Below are 20,559 nucleotides of genomic sequence, written 5' to 3' on the forward strand. Positions count from 1 at the left end.
AGACTTTCATGCATACCCTGGCGCCCGTGTGGCTGTGGTCCGTTTTCATTGTGTTTGTCTTGCTGGCCCTGTTCGTGGACTTCGTCGTCCTGAAGAAACAAGGCGCTCATGACGTCACCGTGCCCGAGGCGATTCGCTGGTCGGCCATCTGGGTGGCGCTGAGCTTTGCCTTCAACGGCCTGCTCTGGTGGGCCTTCATGCAAGAGCAAGGGGCCGCCGTGGCCAACACCAAAGCGCTGGAGTTCCTCACCGGCTACCTCATCGAGAAGTCATTGGCGGTGGACAACATCTTTGTCTTCCTGATGATCTTCACCTACTTCTCGGTGCCCTCGGCTTACCAGAAACGGGTGCTGATGATCGGCATCATCGGCGCCATCGTGTTGCGCACGGTGATGATCCTGGTGGGCGGCTGGCTGATTTCGCAGTTCCACTGGATCCTGTATGTGTTCGGCGCCTTCCTGGTGCTGACTGGCGTCAAGATGTGGTGGGCGGCCGACCAGGAGCCCGACTTGGAAGACAACCCGGCCTTGAAGATCCTGCGCAAGGTGATGCCGGTGAGCAAGCACTTTGACGGCGAGCGCTTCTGGACGGTGCAGAACGGCGTGCGCATCGCCACCCCACTGCTGCTGGTGGTGGCCCTGGTGGGTTTCACCGATGTGATCTTCGCGGTGGATTCGATCCCCGCCATTTACGCCATCACGTCCGACCCCTTCATTGTGCTGACGTCGAACATCTTCGCCATCCTGGGGCTGCGCGCGATGTTCTTCCTGCTGGCTGCGATGGCCGCCAAGTTCCACCTGTTGAACTATGGCCTGGCCGTGATCCTGGTCTTCATCGGCACGAAGATGCTGCTGATCGACCTCTACAAGATCCCGGTTCTGGTGTCGCTGGGCGTCGTCATTGGCATCCTGATCATCACGATGGTCTGGAGCGTGAAGACCGCGCCGAAGATTGGCGGCAGCAAGACCGTGGAGTTGTGAGGACGACACCCAGACGAGAATAATTCTCGTTACAATGGTCGGATTGGTTTCTATCGGCCACGCGTGCCTGACGCGTGGCCGCATGCCGTCTGCCCATGTCTGCTCACACCTTCGCCGCGGCCACCGGGCCACTGAGCCAGTTGCCATTGCACCGTCGGGCCACCGTCACCGAGGTGACGCCTCCCGAACACAGCCCTGAATGGGGTCGCTTGCTGGCTGAAATTGGCTTCATGCCCGGTGAGCAAGTGCAGATCATGGCGCGGGCCATGCCCGGGGGCGATCCACTGGTGGTGCGGGTGGGCGACTCCACCTTTGCCTTGCGTCGGGCCGAGGCCGACTGCATCGGCGTGCGTGCGGACGAGCCGAAAGTCGCCTCATGAAAGAGTCTGTCGTTCACGTGCACCGCGGGGGGCCGCTGGTCGCCCTGGTCGGGAACCCCAATTGCGGCAAAACCGCCCTTTTCAACCGCCTGACGGGCAGTCATCAGAAGGTGGCCAACTATGCCGGGGTGACGGTCGAGCGCAAGGAAGGCCGCCTGGTGACACCGGCCGGCAAGACCTTGCGTTTGCTGGACCTGCCAGGCGCCTACAGCCTGCATCCACGTTCGCTGGACGAGTCGGTGACCGTGAATGTGCTCAATGGCCACGCCAAGGGTGAGAAGCGCCCGGATCTGGTGGTCTGCGTGGTGGACGCCACCCACCTGCGACGCAATCTGCGCCTGGTGCTGGCCGTCAAGCGCCTTGGGTTGCCTTGCGTGGTGGCCCTGAACATGGTGGACTTGGCCCAACGCCGTGGCCTGGACATCGACCCCGACGCCCTGAGCGAGGCTTTGGGCGTGCCGGTGGTGAAGACGGTGGCGGTGCACACCCAAGGTGCCGTTGCGCTGAGCCAGTTGCTCGATGACGCCCGCATCTGGGGGCGAACCACGACGGACACGGCCGGCGCCGCCCTTGCCGGCCAGCCTGCACCGCCAGCAACGGCCGCGCCAGCCACACCCGAAGCCGACTCGCGAGGCGACCATGAAGCCGTGCGCAGCATCCTGCAAGGGCTGGGTTTGGACACCAGCGTGCCTCACCTCCTGAGTGACCGGATCGATCGGGTGGTGCTGCACCCGATCGCCGGCCCCCTGTTGCTGGCGGCCGTGCTGTTTCTGGTGTTCCAGGCGGTGTTCGCTTGGGCCGAAACGCCGATGGGCTGGATTGAGGCGGCCACGTCCTGGCTGGGCACCGGCTTGGGCGCCCTGCTGCCGGAAGGATGGCTGCGCAGCCTGGTGGTCGATGGCCTGGTGGCCGGCCTCGGCGGCGTGGTGGTCTTCCTGCCTCAAATCCTGATCCTGTTTTTCTTCATCCTGATTCTCGAAGAATCAGGGTATCTGCCACGCGCGGCCTTCCTGCTGGACCGCCTGATGGGCGCTGTGGGCTTGTCGGGGCGCTCCTTCATCCCCCTGTTGTCGAGCTTTGCCTGCGCGATTCCGGGGATCCTGGCCGCGCGCACCATCGCCAACCCGAGAGACCGCATCGTCACGATCCTGATCGCGCCGCTGATGACCTGCTCGGCGCGCTTGCCGGTGTATGCGCTGTTGATCGGCGCGTTTGTGCCTGCTCGCGAGGTGGCGGGGGGCCTGTCTTTGCAAGGTCTGGTGTTGTTCAGCCTGTATGTGGCCGGCATTGCCGGCGCCATGGCGGTGGCCTGGGTGCTCAAGCAGTTCACCACCAAGGGACAGGTGCGCAGCCTGATGATGGAGCTGCCCAATTACCACTGGCCGAACCCGCGCAACATCGCCCTGGGACTGTGGCAACGCGTGCAGATTTTCATGCGCCGCGTGGGGGGCATCATCCTGACGCTGACCGTGTTGCTGTGGTTCCTGTCGAGCTTCCCCGCCCCGCCCACAGGCGCGACAGGACCTGCGATCGAGTACAGCCTGGCCGGGATGCTGGGCCGAGCGCTGGCTGTGGTGTTCGAACCGATCGGTTTCAACTGGCAGATCAGCATCGCCCTGGTGCCAGGCCTGGCGGCCCGCGAGGTGGCGGTCAGTGCGCTGGGCACGGTGTATGCGCTGTCAGCTGTGGCCGATGACGCCACCGATGCCCTCATTCCCATCCTGCAGCAGGACTGGTCCCTGGCCACGGCACTGTCGCTGCTGGCCTGGTATGTGTTCGCACCGATGTGCCTGAGCACACTGGCCACCATCAAGCGAGAAACAGGTGGCTGGAAGATGGCGCTGATCGCCGCAGGCTACCTGTTCGCCCTGGCCTATGCCGCATCGTTCGTGACCTATCGCGTGGCCTTGATGCTGGGTGGCTGAGCGCGGCAAGACGTGCATGAATACAACGCTCCGCTTTACTTGGTAATTGCGAATCGTTATCATTTGTCATTGATTTCAATCAAGAGCCCCTCTTGGTGCATCTCATCCGTCTTCCGCGCTTTCATTCAGATCTCTCATCTTTCAACGCCTCATGACGACCTCCAACCTGAAACGCCCGCGCAGCCTGCGCATCGCGCCCACCGCCGCCGCCACGCCTTTCGCGCGCACGACCCTGGCCCTGGGTGCCTCGACGGCCCTGCTGATGCCTGCACTGACCTCGGCTCAGGAAGTGGTGGAAGTCAAGCCGGTGAGCATCACCGTGCGCGCCCCCGATCACAACCCGCATGGTGAGCCCGGTGCCGCCTACAAGGCCAAGACGTCCGGCGACGAGCGCCGCGTGAAGCCACTGGCCGAAACGCCCGCCACGATCACGGTGCTGACGCAGCAACAGTTGCTGGACACCGGCCGCACGGACTTGCGCGAGATCCTGCGCACCCAACCCGGCATCACGCTGGGCACCGGTGAGAACGGCAACGCCTTTGGCGACCGCTACATCATCCGCGGCCAGGAGGCCCGCTCCGACGTGTTCGTGGACGGCCTGCGCGACCCAGGCATGACCGTGCGCGAATCCTTCGCCACCGAGCAAGTGGAAATCACCAAGGGCCCCAGCGCGACCTTCGCAGGCCGTGGCGCCACCGGCGGCGCCGTGAACTCCATCACCAAGCAGGCCACCACCGATGCGGACTTCACGAAGTTGTCGGCCGGTGTGGGCACCGATGACTTCTACCGCCTCACGCTGGATGCCAACCACGCCTTCAGTGACGACACCGCCTTGCGCGTGAACCTGTTGAAAGCCTACCAGGAAGTGCCTGACCGCGGCCCGGCCGACCGGGAACGCCAAGGGGTCGCCCTGTCGCTGCACCACAAGTTGACAGACAAGCTCAACGTCACGGCCGACTACTACCACATGGAGGGTGAAGACAAGCCGGACCTGGGGTCGTGGATGGTGGGCTCGCCAGCGTCCGCGGCGAAGGTGGTCAAGAACCCACCCGTCTATGTGCAAGACACCGATTACCTGCGCTCCAACATCGACACCTACACGGTGCGGCTGAATTACCAGCACGATGACGACACGAAGCTGAGCAACCTGACCCGGTATGGCACGACCCGCAATCGTTACCTCGTGACCGGTGCGCGCGCCTCCACCTATGTGAACGACGATGGTGAGGCCGCCCTGGCTCGCCTGAGCAACCATGCCGGTGGTCAGGATGTCGCCTACTTCGCTAACCAGACCAACCTGTTCTTGAACCGCGACATCGCGGGCATGAAGCACAACATGATCTTCAGCCTGGAGCTGTCGGATCACCTGGTGCGCAACGGCCAGTTCACGGTCACCCCTCTGAGCAGCGGCAATTGCGGCTCGGCCACCACCTGGTGCGTCTTTGAAGATGGCCAAGGCGACGCCTACCTGCGCCAGGCCACACGCACGGGCACCCGCAGCCTGTGGAAGAACAAGACCATTGGCGTCTCGGCCATGGATGCCGTGGATGTGACCGACAAGTGGACCGTGTTCGGTGGCGTGCGCATCGACCGGATCGACTACAGCAACGAAAACGGTGGCCTGCGCTACGCGCTTCACGACAACCTGACCAATTACCAGCTCGGCACCACCTACAAGTTCCTGCCCAACGCGAACGTTTACCTGAACTACAGCACCGGCAGCGACTTCAACGGCGGCGAGTCGGATGTGACCAGCTGCGGCTACGGTGGTCTGTGCCTGCCCAGTGGCGCCACCAACGACGAGAAGCTGGACTACTTCTCCAACTTCAGCAGCCCGGAGAAGTCCCGAAACATCGAATTGGGCACGAAGTGGGACCTGATGGGCGGCAAGTTGCTGGCCACCGCAGCCGTGTTCCGCGTCACCAAGTCTGACGTGATGGAGCAGGCCACGCTGGACAACTACTCCCAGGAAGGCGCACTGAACACTGGCAAGTACCGCGTGCAGGGCTACGAACTGGGTCTGAGCGGCAACATCACCAGCAAGCTCAGCGCCCATGCTGGCTATGCCCGACTGAACTCCGAGCTGTTGCAGTCTCTGAACGCGGCCAACGTCGGCAAGGAAATGGCCAACATTGCCCGCCACAGCGCCTCGGTGCTGCTGAGCTACAAGCTGACGCCCAAGTTCACCTTTGGCGGCACCTACACCTACCAAAGCAGCAAGTTCGCGGGCAGCCCTGAATCGGTGTCCAACGATCGCAAACTGCCGGGGTATGGCTTGATCGATCTGTTTGCCAGCTACAAGTTCAACCGCAACCTGAGCGCCCGGGTGAACATCGGCAATGTGTTTGACAAGGAGCACTACACCGCCGCCTACACCTCAGGCACATTTGCCTACCTGGGTGATGCCCGCAATGTTCGCGCGACGCTGAATTACGATTTCTGACGCATCGACGCGCACACCAGGCCGGATCTCGTGTCCGGCCTTTTTCCGTTGGTCCTTCCGTGCGCACGCCACCATGCCAAACGCCTTGAATCAGATCCCCGACGGCCTGCATGCCGCGCAAGACTACGAGCGCCTGGCCCCGGAGTTCATCGAACCGTCCACCTGGCACTACATCCAGGGGGGCAGCGGACAAGAGCTGACGCTGCAGGCCAATCAAGGCGCCTTGGCACGCCTGCGCCTGCAACCACGTCTGCTGCGCCCGCTCGCGCATGGGCATACCCGCCTGACACTGCTGGGACAGCCCCGACTGCACCCCATCTTGCTGGCCCCGGTGGCTTACCAGCGGCTGGTGCACCCTCTGGGCGAGTTGGCCACGGCTCAGGGCGCCCACGCCATGGATGCCGGGATGATCGTCAGCACCTTGTCCTCGACCCTGCTGGAGGACATCGCCCCGCTCACCCATGACAAGTGGTTCCAGCTGTACTTTCAACCGAACCGCCAGGTCACGCTGGATCTGATCCGGCGTGCGGAACACGCGCAGTACCAGGCCCTCGTGGTGACCCTGGACGCCACGATCAAGAGCCCAAGTGGACGGGCCTTGCGCAGCGGCTTTGTCATGCCCGATGCCGTCCGCCATGTGAACCTCGATCGTTATCCGACGCCGACGTCTCGCCCACTGCGGCATGGCGACAGCATGGTGTTCCAAGGGATCATGGCCGACGCCCCCACCTGGGACGATCTGCGCTGGTTGCAAACGCAAACTCAGCTGCCGATCGTGGTCAAAGGCGTTCAGCACCCCGCGGATGCTCGCGTCTTGCAAGAAATGGGCATCGCCGCGCAAGTGGTCTCCAACCATGGCGGACGTGCGCTGGATGGTGCCCCTGCCAGCATCACAGTGCTGCCGTCCATTCGCGCTGCGGTCGGACCCGGCTATCCACTCCTGCTGGACAGCGGCATCCGCAGCGGACAGGACATCTTCAAAGCCCTGGCCCTCGGTGCCAATGCCGTGCTGATTGGCCGGCTGCAGGTGTACGCACTCGCTGTGGCAGGCGCTTTGGGCGTGGCGCACATGCTGCGCACCCTGCATGAGGAACTGGAGTTGTGCATGGCCCAGGCAGGCTGCGCCACGCTGGCCGACATCACCCCCGACATCCTTTTTGACTCCGCCAGCAAGGCATCACCATGTTGATTTCCATCGAACAGGTCCTGAGCAAGGACGAGGTCCGCCACTTCCGCGCCCAGCTCGACCAGGCGTCGTGGCAAGACGGCGGTCAGACTGCGGGCACCCTGGCGCGCAGCGTCAAACAGAACCAGCAACTGGCAGATGGCTCGGACACGGCCGTGGAGCTGGGCGAGCACATCCTGCGTCGCCTGGCTGCCACCCCCCTGTTCATCTCCGCCGCCCTGCCCAAGAAGATCTACCCCCCCAAGTTCAATCGCTACGCCGACGGTGGTACCTACGGTGCCCATGTCGACAGTGCGGTGATGCAGGTGCCGGGCACCCAGATCACGGTGCGCAGCGACCTCTCCGCCACCCTGTTTCTGGCTGAACCGGATGAATACGACGGCGGCGAGCTGGAAATTGAAGGCCCGTTCGGCGTGCAAGCGGTGAAGCTGGCAGCCGGCGACATGGTGCTCTACCCCTCGTCCAGCCTTCATCGGGTCACGCCAGTCACGCGCGGCGCACGCGTTGCCTCGTTCTTCTGGATCGAAAGCATGGTGGGCGACGAAGGTGAACGCACCCTGCTGTTTGACCTCGACCAGGCCATCCAGGGCCTCACACCACGGACCGCCCCCGACGACCCCCAGTTGCTCAAGCTGACTGGCGTTTATCACAACCTGCTGCGCCGCTGGGCCAGCACCTGATGCATCGTCCTCCACCGCCCTACACGACACACACCATGATGAAACCACTGCTCCTCTCGCTCTCCCTGCTCGCAGCCAGCATGGGCGCCATGGCCAAGGATCAGGTTTTGAACCTGTACTCGGCCCGCCACTATCAAACTGATGAAGCGCTCTACAGCAACTTCACCAAGCAGACCGGTATCAAGATCAACAGGCTGGATGGCCGTGCGGAAGAATTGCTGGAACGCATCCGCAATGAAGGCGCCAACAGCCCGGCAGACGTCCTGATCACCGTCGACGCTGCCAACCTGGCCGTGGCCGATGCGTGGGGCGTCTTCGCACCTGTCAAATCCAAGGTGCTGGAAGCACGTATTCCAGCTCACCTGCGGTCGGCAACATGGTTTGCATTTTCCACACGCGCCCGCGTGATCATCTACAACCGCAAGCTGCTCAAGCCCACTGACGTCGCCACCTACGAGTCCCTCGCCGACCCCAAACTGAAGGGACTGGTGTGCAGCCGCTCGGGCAACCACCCCTACAACCTGTCTCTGGTGGCCGCACTGGTGGCGCACAACGGAGAGGCCAAGACGGAACAATGGGCCAAGGGCGTGGTCGCCAACTTCGCAACCCCACCACGCGGCGGTGACAACGATCAGATCAAGTCGGTGGCCAGTGGTGAGTGCGGTGTGGCCGTGTCCAACACCTACTACCTGGCGCGCTTTCTCAATTCAGAGCGCGTGGAAGAGCGCAATCTGATCAAGCGCCTGGGCATCGTCATGCCGAACCAGAACAGCTATGGCACCCACGTCAATGTCTCGGGCGCCGGTGTGGTCAAGACCTCCAAGAACAAGGAAGCGGCCGTTCGCTTCCTGGAGTACCTGGCCAGCGATGAGGCCCAACGCTATCTGGCCGAAGGCAACAACGAATGGCCTGCCGTGCCCGGGGTCAAGATCGACAACGAGGGGCTGGAAGACCTCGGCACCTTCAAGGCCGACACCCTGCCGCTGAGCGTGCTGTCCAGCCAGCTGGTCCCGGCGCAGAAACTGCTGGATCGCGCCGGCTACCGCTGACCCCTCAGGAGACAGCCCGCAAGCGCGTGGGGCGTTTCTTGCGCCCCAGCCCCATCTGCTTGAACACGGTCTTGAGAAAGACCCACAACGCACTCTCGTTCGGCTGTGGTGCCTCGCCACGCCCGATGCGCTTGAGTTGTCCGGTGTACCAGCTCACCTCCATCAGCCCCATGCGGTCGATCGGGGGGATGCCCGTCTTGATCGGACGCACCTGCTCACGTGGCGCCTGCCCGCTCAACAGACGGCTGGCCACGTCGGGCTCGATGGCCAGAGCCCGCGCCAGGCCGACCATGTCCACCGCCCCAGAGGTGAGGGCCGCTGCCATGCCCTCCAGCGACCGAAAGCCCCCGGTCACCACCAGTGGCACCGACACCGCCTGGCGGGCCTTCTCGGCAAACGCGAGGAAGTAGGCCTCGCGTTGGCGGGTGCTCTCCTTCACCGGCGCCCCAGCCGTCTTCACACCTGTCATGGCCGGTGCCTCATAGGTGCCGCCGGAAATCTCGATCAAGTCGATGCCCGCCTGCGCCAAGGCACGGATGGTGTCGAGCGACTCCTCCTCGGTGAAGCCGCCACGCTGAAAATCGGCCGAATTGAGCTTGATGCCAATCGGGAAGTCGGGGCCGACCGCATCGCGGATCGCCGCCAGCACCGCCAGCACGAAGCGACGGCGCTTCTCGGGCGTGCCACCCCACTCATCGGTACGCTGGTTGTGGTGCGGGGAGAGGAACTGGCTGACCAGATAACCGTGCGCACCATGGATCTGCACCCCGGTAAAGCCAGCCCGCTTGACGATGCCAGCGGCCCGACCAAAGCGTGCGATCAACTCCCGTACCTCAGCACCGGTGAGCTCGCGCGGCGTCGGGAAGAAGGCTTGCATGTCCTTGCGAAACGGCACGGCCGACGGCGCTACGTTCTCCTTGTTCAAACCCTTTGGCGCCTGTTTGCCTGGGTGGTTGAGTTGCACCCAGCACTGCGTCCCGTGGCGCGTCGCGGCCTGGGCCCAGGCCTGCAATGCAGCCATCTGGCTGTCGTCCTCAATCACTACATTGCCTGGTTCGCCCAGCGCACGCCGGTCGATCATGACATTGCCTGTGACGCACAAGCCCACGCCCCCGTCGGCCCAGGCGCCATACAAACGCGCCAACTCGGGAGTGGCGTGCCCCTGGCGCGTGCCCAGGGCCTCGCTCATCGCCGATTTGAACAGGCGGTTTCGGACCCGCCCACCACGGGGCAAAGGAAAGGGTTGGGCCAACACGGCTTGAGGCTGCATTCAGGACTCCGGGAAATTAGGACAACGCGCGAAAACACGCACCCGGATTGAACACCAAAGCCCTTGTCCCCGTGCTTTTCAGGGGGCACATGGCGGTACAAAGCGTGCCACACGGCGGTTTTGCCCAGGAAAAGCATTACCATCGCCGAGGCAAGACCCAGTGTGCCGCGTGCGTGCACCGCCAACACCTGGGCTCGAATCAGATCTGACTCACCAAAATTGGAGTGAAACTTATGGCAACTGCAAAGAAAGCCCCGGCCAAGGCCGAAGGCACCAAGGCTCCCGCAGCCAAGCGCGCCCCCAATGCGGCTTTCCTCAAGCCCCTGACCCCCAGCCCGCTGCTGGCCGCCGTGATCGGCGCCGCCCCGCTGCCCCGCACCGAAGTGACCAAGAAGGTTTGGGAATACATCAAGAAGAACAACCTGCAAGACGCGGCCAACAAGCGCAACATCAATGCTGATGCCAAGCTCAAGCCCATCTTCGGCAAGGACCAGGTCACGATGTTCGAACTGACCAAGCTGGTCAGCCAACAACTGAGCTGATCCCTCTGCCACAGGCTGCGCTGACGAGCCCAGCCCGTGACACACCTCCAGCCCGGCCATGCCGGGCTTATTTCATGGCGGCCCCAGGGAAGCTACGGAGAGCGTTGTCCCCAGGGGTGACGCACAATGTGCCGCGCTGCCCCACGCCGGGTGGCACCCGATGCCCAACAGGCATCCGTCTTTGTGAACCACTTTCAGGAGAACCCCATGTGGAAGATTTTGGTGGCCTTTGTGGCCTTTGCGGCCCTGGCCATTTTCGTGCTGATGAAGAGCGGTGGCGACATCGACATGGGCGGTGAGAAGCACGGCATCGAAGTGGACCACAGCGCCTCGGCCGCTTCGGACGTATCGGCCCCTGCCAGCGAAGCAGCCCCGGTGGCCAGCGCCGCCGCTGTGGAAGCCGCATCGGCTGCCTCGCAAGCCGCCAGCGCCGCCAGCAACTGATCGACCGCGCCTCGGCTGAGGCGCCGCGCTCAACCCGGCTCGCCCACCTGATGGTGGGTCAAGCCGGTGTGGCCCCGCTCCGCGGCCAGCCACTGCAACACTGGAATGGTGCCCGGCAAGACCGGCCCCACCTCCACCGGCAGCGTCTGCCAGGCCATGTGTTGCGACTCCTTCATCTCGAACTCCCCCTGCCACTCGTACACCTTGCAGAAATGCAGGCGCACACGCGCGTGGGGATAGTCCATCAGCTCCACCTGCCAGGGATGAGCCTCGCCAATGGTGACGCCAATCTCTTCGTGCAGCTCACGGCGCAAGGCCTGCTCAACCGTTTCACCGGCCTCCAGCTTGCCGCCCGGAAACTCCCAGTAGCCCGCATACACCTTGCCTTGTGGACGTGAGGTCAACAGGAAGCGGCTCTCGCGCCCCTGGGCATCGCGCTCGATCAGCACGCCCACGGCCACTTCGACCGGCGTGCGGTCGGTGGCATCCATCACGTGGTATGACTTGCGTTCGGTCTGTGCCTCAGACATGGTTGGCTCCCGTGTAGCCACGGCCAGCGTAATCGCGTGCAAACTGATAGGCCACGCGGCCCGATCGCGAGCCCCGCTCCAGCGCCCACAGCAAAGCCTGCGGGCGGGCCACATCCATCACGCCGTCAGGCAGGCCGAAGTGGCTCAGCCACTGCGCCACGATGGCCAGGTACTCGTCTTGCGAGAAGGGGTAGAAGCTGATCCACAGCCCGAAGCGTTCGGACAGCGAGATCTTCTCCTCCACCGCCTCACCCGGGTGCAACTCACCATCGCTGGTGTGCTTGTAGGTGGCGTTGTCGGAGTGGTATTCGGGCAGCAGGTGGCGGCGGTTGGACGTGGCCATCAGCAGCACGTTGTCCCCCCCGGCCGACACGGTGCCATCGAGGATGGACTTGAGCGCCTTGTAGCCGGGCTCGCCCTCGTCAAAGCTCAGGTCGTCACAGAAAATGATGAAGCGCTCCGGGCGGGCGCTCACCAGATCGATCAGGTCGGGCAGATCGATCATGTCGGACTTGTCCACCTCGATGAGGCGCAGCCCCTGTGCGGCATGAGCGTGCAACCCGGCCTTGACCAGGGAGGACTTGCCAGTGCCGCGCGCGCCCGACAGCAACACGTTGTTGGCGGGTTTGCCTGCCACGAACTGAGCTAGGTTGCGGGCGAAGCGCTCCTTTTGCGTGTCCACCTCCTGCAGGTCGGCATAGGTGATGTGGGCCACATGGCGCACCGGCTCCAGCCGGCCAGCCGCCCAGGCCTGCCCGCTGCGCTTGCGATAGCGGAAGGCCACCGAGGCCGACCAGTCGGGCGCCAGCACAACATGTTGAGAAGAAGGCAGCAAGGCATCGAGTCGCGTCACCAGCGACTCGGCACGCTGCAGCAGGGAGATCAGGGCGGGGTCAAGCGTCGTCATGCGGGCAGTGTAGCGACTGCCGCGCCTGCCCGCTCAGCGCAACAATTGCTGCACGCTGGCTTCGAGATGCTCGGTGGGCAAGCGCTGAAAACCGCTGCGCACAAAGCGCTGCAAGCGCCCCAGCAAGAAACTGACCGCCAGCGAGGCCGCTGCCTGGGCCTCGACCGTGGGCGTGAGCGAGCCACGCGCGTCGGCCACCGCCTTGTGACTCTGGCGCAGCAAGGATTCCAGCCGATCCCACAGCTGGTTGATGCGCACCGACAGACGCGCGTGCTCCAGGATGAGCGCGTCGCCCACCATCACGCGGCACATGCCGGGGTTCTTTTGCGCGAACTGGAGCACCAGCGCCAGCAGACGGGCCACCTGTTGGGCCGGATCGGGCTCGCGTGCCTGGATCTGGTTGGCGAGCGTGAACAGGCTGTCTTCAATGAAGGCGATCAAGCCTTCGAACATCTGCGCCTTGCTGGCGAAGTGGCGATACAAGGCCGCCTCACTGACCTGCAGGTGCTTGGCCAGGGCCGCCGTGGTGATGCGATCGGCCTCAGGCTGTTCCAGCAACATGGCCAGGGCACGCAGGATTTGTTCGCGCCGCTCACCAGGCTTGGGCCGTTTGCGACCGGCGGCTGCGGGCGCACCGGGCGCGGCCTCGGCGAGGACGGGGGAAGACGACGGGGAGGATGGCACCGCAGCCGCTGCGGTCTGTGCCGCCTGGGATGAGTACGCGTCCGACATCCAGCCTCCCTGAGTGGTGATCACCGACTTGCCGTGCGGGCCCAGCGGTGCAGGGTCCGTAGCTTTTTGATTCTGACACACACCCATGACGGCCGGCCGTGCAGGGGCACGCCCAACTCCGGGCCATGCGGGTTGTGGCGCAGGTAGTGCTGCATCCACACCGTGCGCAGGCCCAGGCTGCGCGCGCTCTTGAGGTTGGCCACCGTGTCTTCGACCAGCACGCAGCGGTGGACTGGCAGCCGGTGGCGCGCCAGCACGACGCGCATCATGCGGGCATCGGGCTTGGGCCGCAGGTCGCCGAACACGCGCATGCCCTCGATCGAAATGACACCTTCGAAGCACGAGGCGAGGTCGAGCGCGGTGAGCACGCGCTTGGCATAGTCGGCCGGCGCATTGGTGAGCAGGAACTTGCGTCCCGGCAGGCTGTGCAGCGCTGCGCGGTCCACCGGGGGGATGTGCAACTGCGCTTCCAGACCGGGCAGCGTATGGGTCTGGGCCAGGAAGTGCGCCGCGCGGATGCCATGGTGCCTCTCCAGGCCCAACAAGGTGGCGCCATAGCGGCGCCAGTAGTGCATGCGCAGCCGGTCCGCATCGTCACGCGCCAGCCCCAGATGCTGCACGATGTAATCGGTCATTGAGCGATTGAGTCGCCCGAAAACGGCCTTGCTGGCATCGTGCAGGGTGTTGTCGAGGTCGAACAGCCAGATCGGGGCCGCCAGCTCCGGCGCACGACGCGAGCTCATGGCGCCCCCCCAGCCGTACGCGGCAGCGCGGCCCAGTGCAGCACGTACGGCGCCAGTTCAGGCCGGTGCAACACCGGTGCCTGCACGGCCTGCCAGTTCACCCCTGCCGGGTCTTGGCCCGTCTGTGCGCGCAGCCAGGTCGCAAAGTCGGGGTTGCGCAAGTCCTGGGTGGTGGCCACAACCATCAGCGTATCGGGCAACGCCACGGGCCAGGTCAGCTTCGGCGTCTGAATCACAGGATCGCCACCCCAGGCCAACCGCAAGTTGCCTCCGACGTGATGATGCGACACGAGCACGACGGGCGGCACCTCGCCCCAGGCCTGCTGCAACTGCGCGCCCAGGCCCACCAAAGGCAGATTCTGGCGCGTCTGGACTTCGCCAGCGATCGGCCAAACGATGCGGGCCGACAGCAGCACGCCGCACAGCAGGGCCAAGATCACGCCGCCCCTCACCATCACCAGGCTGGCGCGCGAAGCCGCCACGTCGACCGAAGCTGCCAGCCACAGAGGGACAAAAAAGAGCAGCGGGAACAGCCAGCGCCCCTTGAACGACTCGGCACCGATGGCCAGCACAAAGACCAGCAACACCGCCATGACCACCCACAGCAAGCGGGTCAGGAGCACGCTGGCCGCGCAGCGCTGGTGGGCACGCCACCACAACGGCACCGCCACCAGCAACCAGGGCACCAAAAAGGCCAACAGCCCCTTGATCAATCCGCCGAGCAACTCTCCCCAGGCGACCCAACCAGCGTCATCGTGCGCACCGATGAGCTTGTGGGTCGTCTGCGCCACCACATCGGGGTGCTGCAACAACCACCTGCCGTGGGGGGCGCACAGCACCATCATCAACACGCAGGCCCACACCACGCCCCCGGGACTCAAGCGGCGACGCCAGTCGGGCAAGGACAGCAAGGTGAGCAGCACGGACACCACAAAGATGACCGCATTGTGTTTGGAGAGCAGCGCACCCGCCGCCGCCAGCCCCGGCCAGGTGTAGGCCCACCAGACGCGACGCCGAACCGCCCACAAACTGCCCCACAACATGAGCGACGCCATCGTGGCCGCCATCATCGAATGGGTCAGGTCACGTTGCGCCTCCCAGACGAAGGCCGGCAGCCATGCCAGCCCCAACAGCGACACGAGTCGCTGACGCGACGACAGTTGCAGTTCGTGGCCGATGCCCACGAAACTGACCGCCAAGGAGCCCAGCAGCGCGACTTTGACAAGGTAGAGCACCACCAGGCTGGGGCCGGTCATCTGCTCCAACCCCCACAACAACCATGTGTAAAGCGGCGGCTGGTTGCTGTAACCCCACTGGAGGCCTTGCGCGAACACCAGTTGCTCAGCCTGGTCCAGCTCTGCGGTGGGCGAGGCCCACGCTTGCAGGCCCGCCACCACGATGAGGTAAACGAGCGCGACGCCGAGCAGTCGGGCATCCAGCCGCGACCAGCGCTGCATGCCCGACGCGTCGGTGTGCATGAGCGATCAGTGCGAACGGATCATGGTGCCGTAAGCCTGCTCGGTCAGGATTTCGAGCAGCATGGCGTGCGGCACGCGGCCATCAACGATGTGGACGGCGTTGACGCCGCTCTTGGCCGCATCCAGCGCGCCGGCGATCTTGGGCAGCATGCCGCCGCTGATGGTGCCATCGGCCACCAGCTCGTCAATGCGGCGAGCGGTCAGGTCGGTCAGCAGGTTGCCTTCCTTGTCGAGCACGCCCTTGATGTTGGTCAGCAGCATGAGCTTCTCGGCCTTGAGGATCTCGGCCAACTTCGACGCGACCAGGTCCGCGTTGATGTTGTAGCTCTCGTTCTGTGCACCAAAGCCGATGGGGCTGATGACGGGGATGAACTGATCGTCCTGCAAGGCCTTGACCACGCTGGGATCGATGGCTTCGATCTCACCCACCTGCCCCACATCGTGCTCCTTGGTGGCATCTTCCAGGTCCACCAGCTTGAGCTTGCGCGCGCGGATCATGCCGCCGTCGCGACCGGTCAGGCCCACGGCCTTGCCGCCGGCGGCGTTGATCAGGCCCACGATGTCTTGCTGCACCTCACCGGCCAGCACCCACTCGACCACCTCCATGGTTTCTTCGTCGGTGACGCGCATGCCCTGGATGAACTGGCCCTTCTTGCCGATCTTGTTGAGCGCGGCATCGATCTGCGGGCCACCGCCGTGCACCACCACCGGGTTGAGGCCCACCAGTTTGAGCAGCACCACGTCTTCGGCAAAGTCGGCCTGCAGGGCCGGGTCGGTCATGGCGTTGCCGCCGTACTTGATGACGATGGTCTTGCCGTGGAACTTGCGGATGTAGGGCAAGGCCTGCGCCAGGATCTCCGCCTTGTCACGGGGAGCGATGTGGGCAACGAGGTCGGGCTGGGCAGAGTTGGGCATGGCGTGCGCGCAGAGAGGTGGGAGTGAAAGGAAAACCAAGGCAACATTCTAGAAGCCTGCGGGCCTGCCGGGGGCGAACAGGTCAACCCGAACGCGGCTCACGCGTTTATCGGATACTGTCACCCTTGTTTGTGACAGAGGAGCACCCCCGTGAAGCACACCCTGACCCGCACCTTCGGCGGTCTGATGCTCGGCCTGGGCATGGCCCTGAGCGTTCAGGCGCAGCCCGTGGATGGCGAAGTCAAGAAGATCGACGTGGATGCCGGCAAGATCACCCTCAAGCACGGCCCGATTCAGAACCTCGACATCCCGGCCATGCAGATGGCCTTCCGGGTGGCCAACCCCGCCTGGCTGCAGAAGCTGCAGGTGGGTGACAAGGTGAGCTTCGAGGCTGACAAGGTGGGGGGGCAGTTCACGGTCACCGCCATTGAGGTGCGCAAGTAAGGCCAGTAAGCACGGCTGACCGGCCGGACGCTCAGAACACCCAGACCAAGGCGCCGGTCATCGTGACATAGCGGGCCAGTTTGCCCACGGCCATGTAGGCGACACAAGGCCAGAAGGGCAGCCGCAGCCAGCCGGCGACGGCACACAGCGGGTCGCCCACCACGGGCAGCCACGACAAGAGGCAGGCTTTGGGACCGAAACGTGCCAGCCACGCCAGTGCCTGGCCGTGGCCACGGCCCTGGGGCGGATGCCCGGCCGGGTGCGCCTGTTGCCAGTGCTCCACGGTGCGATGCGCCCCGGCCCCCATCCACCACGAGATGGCACCGCCGAGGGTGTTGCCCATGGTGGCCACCAGCACGGCGGGCCAGAACAACTCGGGCTGGGCTTGCACCAAGGCAAACACAGCAGGCTCCGAGCCCATGGGCAGCAAGGTGGCCGACAGTGTGGCCACCAGGAACACGGCCGGCAAGCCGACCGACGGCAGCGCCAACCAGGCCAGGGTGCTGGCGATGAAAGAGGGCATCCAACTTTCCATGGCCGTGATTGTGGCCCGGGAATGAAAAAGCCCCTGCAAGCAGGGGCTGATCGGAGTCGCGTTGCCGAGGAACTCAGTAGCTGTACGCCACCACCGCGGTGAACACCGAGGGATGGAAACGGTAAGTGGCCTTCTGCGCGCTTTGATCGGTGTAGGTGCTCAAGCGATGCTTGACGGCCGCCGTCATCCAGCTGGCCTGCAGCGACCAGTTCTGGTCAAGCTGATAGGTGAGCCCGGTCTGGAACGCCAGCCCCGTGGAATCGGAGAGCTTCACGCGCACCACGCCATCGTGGTAGAGCTCATTGCCCACCGCTGTGGTCGAGGACTTGAAGGTGGTGTGGTTGACGCCCACCCCCACCCAGGGACGCAGAACGCTGGTCTTGTCACCGAACTTGTAGTTCAGGAACAGCGTCGGGGCCCATTGGCGAACCCCAGCGACGACGAGGCCATCGTTGGCGGCCAGCTTGGCCTGCACACCAGCGACATAGGGCCCCGGGCCAGTCAGCACGGGGTCCTTCAGGCGCAACTTGACATCGTGCTTGGGCGGGTAGCCCAGACGCAACTCGACCGCCCATTGCTCATTGAGCGCGCGCTCGATGCTGAACATCAAGGTGTCTTGTCGCTGCACCTCCAGTTGCACCCCGCTGGACACGCCCACCGTGCCAATCACCTGCTGCACCTGCGGGTTGTACACCGGCAAAGTGCCCTTCAGATCAGAGCTGGTGGCGCGTGGATCGATGGTGCCCACACCCAGCTTGATGGTGTAGCCCGACTGAGCCAAGGCAGAACTGGCCACCAGGGTGGCAGCCAGGGAGAGCGTCACAGGGAGAAACTTCATGAGAGGCGCGAAAAATGTCAGAACAATTCAGTGAATCTGACATTTTATTTGCAACGATTGCATTTCAAATGCAACAAACTCGCATCGCCATGAAAAATGACCGCCTCTGATTGAGAAGGTTCAGAACTTGCGGCCCACGGTGAGCATCCAGATCGATGGGTTGAACTTGTACTTGCCGTACTGCGTGGCGCCCGACACCGTCTGGATCTCGATCTTGTTGGCGACTTGCGCCGTGGCATAGCTCGCGTTGATGAGCCAGGTGTCATCAATGTGGTAGCTGATCCCTGCCTGCAGCGCCAGCCCCCAAGAGTCGGACACCTTGGTTTTCACCTTGCCATCGTTGTAGAACGCTTCGCCTGCGGCGCTCGGGTCGGGTTTGACGTGGGTGAAGTTGACACCCACACCGACATAGGGACGCCAGGTGCTCTGTGCGGAGCCAAACTTGTAGTTGATGAAAGCGGTGGGGGCGAACTGCGTGAGCGACGAGACCACCTTCCCGTCATACGAGGCGATGTGCTTGGACGCGATCACGCTGTAGCTGCTGACCCCATCGGGCAGCGGGCCCTCCGGATTCAGGGTGGAGAGTTGCTTGATGCGCGCATTGTTCATGCGCATTTTCACATCGTGCCGAGGCGGGAAGCCCAGCAAGACCTCGGCCTCCCAGTTGTCCGTGAAGCTGCGGGCGATGCTGAAGATGAAGGCGGTCTGAGGCTGCACTTCCAGCTGAATCCCCGCATCCACCGGTTTGGTGATGGTGAAAGGCACCCCTTCGACGTTGAGCGTCATGGTGCCGGTCAGGTCATCGCTGGTCGCATTCGGGTTGATGTAGGCCGCCCCCACCTTGAAGGTGTACTGCTAGGCGCTGGCAGCACCGGCCAGCAAGGTGGCCGCCAGGGCCAGAGACAAGTGCATCGGCTTCATCAGGCTTCTCCAAGGTTCAACAAAGTGGTGAAAGCGGCTCGCTTGCCGCATAGGGCAGACGCCTCCATCCTACGGAACACTTGACGCTTAATGCCGGGTGTTTACGCTTACGTCACTCATCAGGTTTTCCCCATGCCGCCGCCGCTCGATGGCATGGGTTTTCCGTGTGCGGCGCTCGAAAAAGGGTGCGCACCCGCTTCGAGGCGGGCTATACTCTGCCTCCTTTTTAAGCAGCCCTGATCGCTCAATCGGTCGGGGCTTTGCCTCTTTCAGAGCCCGCATGAACGCCCCCCACCCCACCCTCAGCGCCCTGGCGATTGGCAACATCACGTTGCCGAATCGCCTGTTCGTGGCGCCCATGGCCGGGGTGACGGACCGCCCGTTCCGCCAGCTGTGCAAAAGCCTGGGCGCAGGCTACGCGGTCAGCGAGATGGTGACGTCGCGCAAGGACCTGTGGCACACGCTCAAGACCTCGCGCCGCGCCAACCACGACGGTGAAACCCGCCCGATCGCCGTGCAGATTGCCGGCACCGACGCGGCCATGATGGCCGAGGCCGCCGCCTACAACATCGACCGCGGCGCGCAAATCATCGACATCAACATGGGCTGCCCAGCCAAGAAGGTGTGCAACAAATGGGCGGGCTCGGCCTTGATGCAGGACGAGCCGCTGGCCTTGCAGATCGTGGAAGCGGTGGTGGCCGCCTGCGCGCCTCACAACGTCCCGGTGACGCTGAAGATGCGCACCGGCTGGAGCCAGCAGCACAAGAACGCCGAGCGCATTGCCCGCGCAGCTGAGCAGGCCGGCGTCGCCATGCTGACCGTGCACGGCCGTACCCGTGAACAAGGCTACAAGGGCCAGGCCGAGTACGACACGATTGCCGCCGTCAAAGCCGCCGTGCGCGTGCCGGTGGTGGCCAATGGCGACATCACCACACCCGAGAAAGCGTTGGCCGTGCTGCAGCACACCGGCGCCGACGCCCTCATGATCGGCCGCGCCGCGCAAGGCCGCCCCTGGATTTTTGGCGACATCGCCCACTTCCTGGCCACCGGCACGCACCGCGCCGCGCCGCTGACGCAGCAGGTCAAGCAGTGGCTGCTGGCCCACCTCGACGACCACTACGGCCTGTACGGCGAGTTCGCCGGCGTGCGCACCGCCCGCAAGCACATCGGCTGGGCCGTGCGCGCCCTGCCCGGCGGCGAGGCCTTTCGCAGCCGCATGAACGCGCTCGACAGCTGCGCCGCGCAGGTGCAGGCCGTGGCCGACTATTTTGATGAACTCAGCCTCGATCACGATCGCCTGCCCGCTGGGGCCGTGGACGTGAGCGAGGACGACGACGCGCAGGAGGCCAGGGAGGCCTCCTGCACAGCGAATTGATTGATATGAGCAAGAAGAACATCCAAGACTGCATCAAGGACAACCTGGAAGGCTACTTCCACGACCTGCGTGGCGCCGAGCCGCACGCCGTGTACGACATGGTCGTCAATGCGGTGGAGCGCCCGATGCTGGAAGTGGTGATGCAACGTGCCGAGGGCAACCAGTCCAAGGCCGCCGACTGGCTGGGCATCAACCGCAACACCCTGCGTCGCAAGCTCCTGGAGCACAAGCTCATCAAGTGA

At 64.2% G+C, this 20,559-nt stretch carries 22 protein-coding genes; 12 read left to right on the forward strand and 10 right to left on the reverse strand.

Annotated features, from left to right (window positions below; genetic code table 11):
* Positions 1-8 precede the first annotated feature (8 nt).
* From WIT60_RS08780 to WIT60_RS08810, 7 genes are all read left to right on the forward strand, one after another.
* The gene (locus WIT60_RS08780; protein ID WP_339583564.1) at positions 9-980 is read left to right on the forward strand and encodes a TerC family protein; all 972 of its coding nucleotides are present in this window, start codon (positions 9-11) and stop codon (positions 978-980) included.
* A gap of 95 nt (positions 981-1,075) precedes the next feature.
* Positions 1,076-1,360, forward strand: coding sequence for a FeoA family protein (locus WIT60_RS08785; RefSeq protein ID WP_339583565.1), 285 nt, complete (start codon positions 1,076-1,078; stop codon positions 1,358-1,360).
* Positions 1,357-3,285: a ferrous iron transporter B gene (gene feoB, locus WIT60_RS08790; protein ID WP_339583566.1), complete on the forward strand. Its 1,929-nt coding sequence runs from the start codon at positions 1,357-1,359 to the stop codon at positions 3,283-3,285. Before WIT60_RS08785 ends, feoB begins: the two co-directional genes overlap by 4 nt.
* Positions 3,286-3,436: 151 nt before the next feature.
* Positions 3,437-5,728: a TonB-dependent receptor gene (locus WIT60_RS08795; RefSeq protein ID WP_339583567.1), complete on the forward strand. Its 2,292-nt coding sequence runs from the start codon at positions 3,437-3,439 to the stop codon at positions 5,726-5,728.
* Between the two features lie 73 nt (positions 5,729-5,801).
* Complete coding sequence (locus WIT60_RS08800) at positions 5,802-6,917, forward strand: alpha-hydroxy acid oxidase (protein ID WP_339583568.1); 1,116 nt, start codon at positions 5,802-5,804, stop codon at positions 6,915-6,917.
* Positions 6,911-7,594: a Fe2+-dependent dioxygenase gene (locus tag WIT60_RS08805; protein WP_339583569.1), complete on the forward strand. Its 684-nt coding sequence runs from the start codon at positions 6,911-6,913 to the stop codon at positions 7,592-7,594. The genes WIT60_RS08800 and WIT60_RS08805 overlap by 7 nt, the downstream gene beginning before the upstream one ends.
* 35 nt (positions 7,595-7,629) lie before the next feature.
* Positions 7,630-8,643, forward strand: coding sequence for an extracellular solute-binding protein (locus WIT60_RS08810; protein WP_445207677.1), 1,014 nt, complete (start codon positions 7,630-7,632; stop codon positions 8,641-8,643).
* 4 nt (positions 8,644-8,647) lie between these two features.
* Here the strand turns inward: WIT60_RS08810 and WIT60_RS08815 are convergent, their stop codons facing one another.
* Positions 8,648-9,913, reverse strand: coding sequence for an NADH:flavin oxidoreductase/NADH oxidase family protein (locus WIT60_RS08815; RefSeq protein WP_339583570.1), 1,266 nt, complete (start codon positions 9,911-9,913; stop codon positions 8,648-8,650).
* A gap of 233 nt (positions 9,914-10,146) precedes the next feature.
* Here WIT60_RS08815 and WIT60_RS08820 point away from each other — a divergent pair, with 233 nt between their 5' ends.
* Both WIT60_RS08820 and WIT60_RS08825 read left to right on the forward strand, forming a co-directional pair.
* Positions 10,147-10,455 carry an SWIB/MDM2 domain-containing protein gene (locus tag WIT60_RS08820; RefSeq protein WP_339583571.1) on the forward strand — a complete coding sequence of 103 codons (309 nt, stop codon included), beginning with the start codon at positions 10,147-10,149 and terminating at the stop codon, positions 10,453-10,455.
* Positions 10,456-10,662: 207 nt separating this feature from the next.
* Positions 10,663-10,899, forward strand: a complete 237-nt coding sequence (locus tag WIT60_RS08825) for a hypothetical protein (RefSeq protein ID WP_339583572.1) — start codon at positions 10,663-10,665, stop codon at positions 10,897-10,899.
* A 29-nt stretch (positions 10,900-10,928) separates the two neighbouring features.
* On the opposite strand, the gene WIT60_RS08830 is transcribed toward WIT60_RS08825, so the two are convergent.
* From WIT60_RS08830 to argB, 6 genes are read right to left on the reverse strand one after another with little or no spacing between them, the layout of a single operon-like run.
* Complete coding sequence (locus tag WIT60_RS08830; RefSeq protein WP_339583573.1) at positions 10,929-11,429, reverse strand: NUDIX domain-containing protein; 501 nt, start codon at positions 11,427-11,429, stop codon at positions 10,929-10,931.
* Positions 11,422-12,336, reverse strand: coding sequence for an ATP-binding protein (locus WIT60_RS08835; RefSeq protein WP_339583574.1), 915 nt, complete (start codon positions 12,334-12,336; stop codon positions 11,422-11,424). Before WIT60_RS08835 ends, WIT60_RS08830 begins: the two co-directional genes overlap by 8 nt.
* Before the next feature lie 33 nt (positions 12,337-12,369).
* Positions 12,370-13,068 carry a nucleoid occlusion factor SlmA gene (gene slmA, locus WIT60_RS08840; protein ID WP_339583575.1) on the reverse strand — a complete coding sequence of 233 codons (699 nt, stop codon included), beginning with the start codon at positions 13,066-13,068 and terminating at the stop codon, positions 12,370-12,372.
* A gap of 20 nt (positions 13,069-13,088) precedes the next feature.
* The gene (locus WIT60_RS08845) at positions 13,089-13,811 is read right to left on the reverse strand and encodes a pyrimidine 5'-nucleotidase (RefSeq protein ID WP_339583576.1); all 723 of its coding nucleotides are present in this window, start codon (positions 13,809-13,811) and stop codon (positions 13,089-13,091) included.
* A complete protein-coding gene (locus WIT60_RS08850; RefSeq protein ID WP_339583577.1) occupies positions 13,808-15,289 on the reverse strand; it encodes an ArnT family glycosyltransferase in 1,482 nt (493 codons plus the stop codon). The genes WIT60_RS08845 and WIT60_RS08850 overlap by 4 nt, the downstream gene beginning before the upstream one ends.
* Before the next feature lie 6 nt (positions 15,290-15,295).
* Positions 15,296-16,204, reverse strand: coding sequence for an acetylglutamate kinase (gene argB, locus WIT60_RS08855; protein WP_339583578.1), 909 nt, complete (start codon positions 16,202-16,204; stop codon positions 15,296-15,298).
* A gap of 150 nt (positions 16,205-16,354) precedes the next feature.
* On the opposite strand from argB, the gene WIT60_RS08860 reads away from it, so the two are divergent.
* A complete protein-coding gene (locus tag WIT60_RS08860; RefSeq protein ID WP_339583579.1) occupies positions 16,355-16,648 on the forward strand; it encodes a copper-binding protein in 294 nt (97 codons plus the stop codon).
* Positions 16,649-16,679: 31 nt separating this feature from the next.
* Here the strand turns inward: WIT60_RS08860 and WIT60_RS08865 are convergent, their stop codons facing one another.
* The 3 genes from WIT60_RS08865 to WIT60_RS08875 all read right to left on the reverse strand — a co-directional run bounded on the left by WIT60_RS08865 (position 16,680) and on the right by WIT60_RS08875 (position 18,807).
* Positions 16,680-17,171: a YqaA family protein gene (locus WIT60_RS08865; protein ID WP_445207678.1), complete on the reverse strand. Its 492-nt coding sequence runs from the start codon at positions 17,169-17,171 to the stop codon at positions 16,680-16,682.
* Positions 17,172-17,256: 85 nt separating this feature from the next.
* Positions 17,257-18,021, reverse strand: a complete 765-nt coding sequence (locus tag WIT60_RS08870) for an OmpW/AlkL family protein (protein ID WP_339583581.1) — start codon at positions 18,019-18,021, stop codon at positions 17,257-17,259.
* 120 nt (positions 18,022-18,141) lie between these two features.
* Positions 18,142-18,807 carry an OmpW/AlkL family protein gene (locus WIT60_RS08875; RefSeq protein WP_339583582.1) on the reverse strand — a complete coding sequence of 222 codons (666 nt, stop codon included), beginning with the start codon at positions 18,805-18,807 and terminating at the stop codon, positions 18,142-18,144.
* A 445-nt stretch (positions 18,808-19,252) separates the two neighbouring features.
* Here WIT60_RS08875 and dusB point away from each other — a divergent pair, with 445 nt between their 5' ends.
* Positions 19,253-20,317: a tRNA dihydrouridine synthase DusB gene (dusB, locus tag WIT60_RS08880; protein WP_339583622.1), complete on the forward strand. Its 1,065-nt coding sequence runs from the start codon at positions 19,253-19,255 to the stop codon at positions 20,315-20,317.
* Positions 20,318-20,322: 5 nt separating this feature from the next.
* Entirely contained in the window at positions 20,323-20,559 is a 237-nt protein-coding gene (locus WIT60_RS08885; protein ID WP_320363242.1) for a Fis family transcriptional regulator, read from the forward strand.

The organism is Aquabacterium sp. G14 (assembly GCF_037482285.1).
In the GTDB taxonomy this organism is placed as follows: domain Bacteria; phylum Pseudomonadota; class Gammaproteobacteria; order Burkholderiales; family Burkholderiaceae_C; genus Aquabacterium.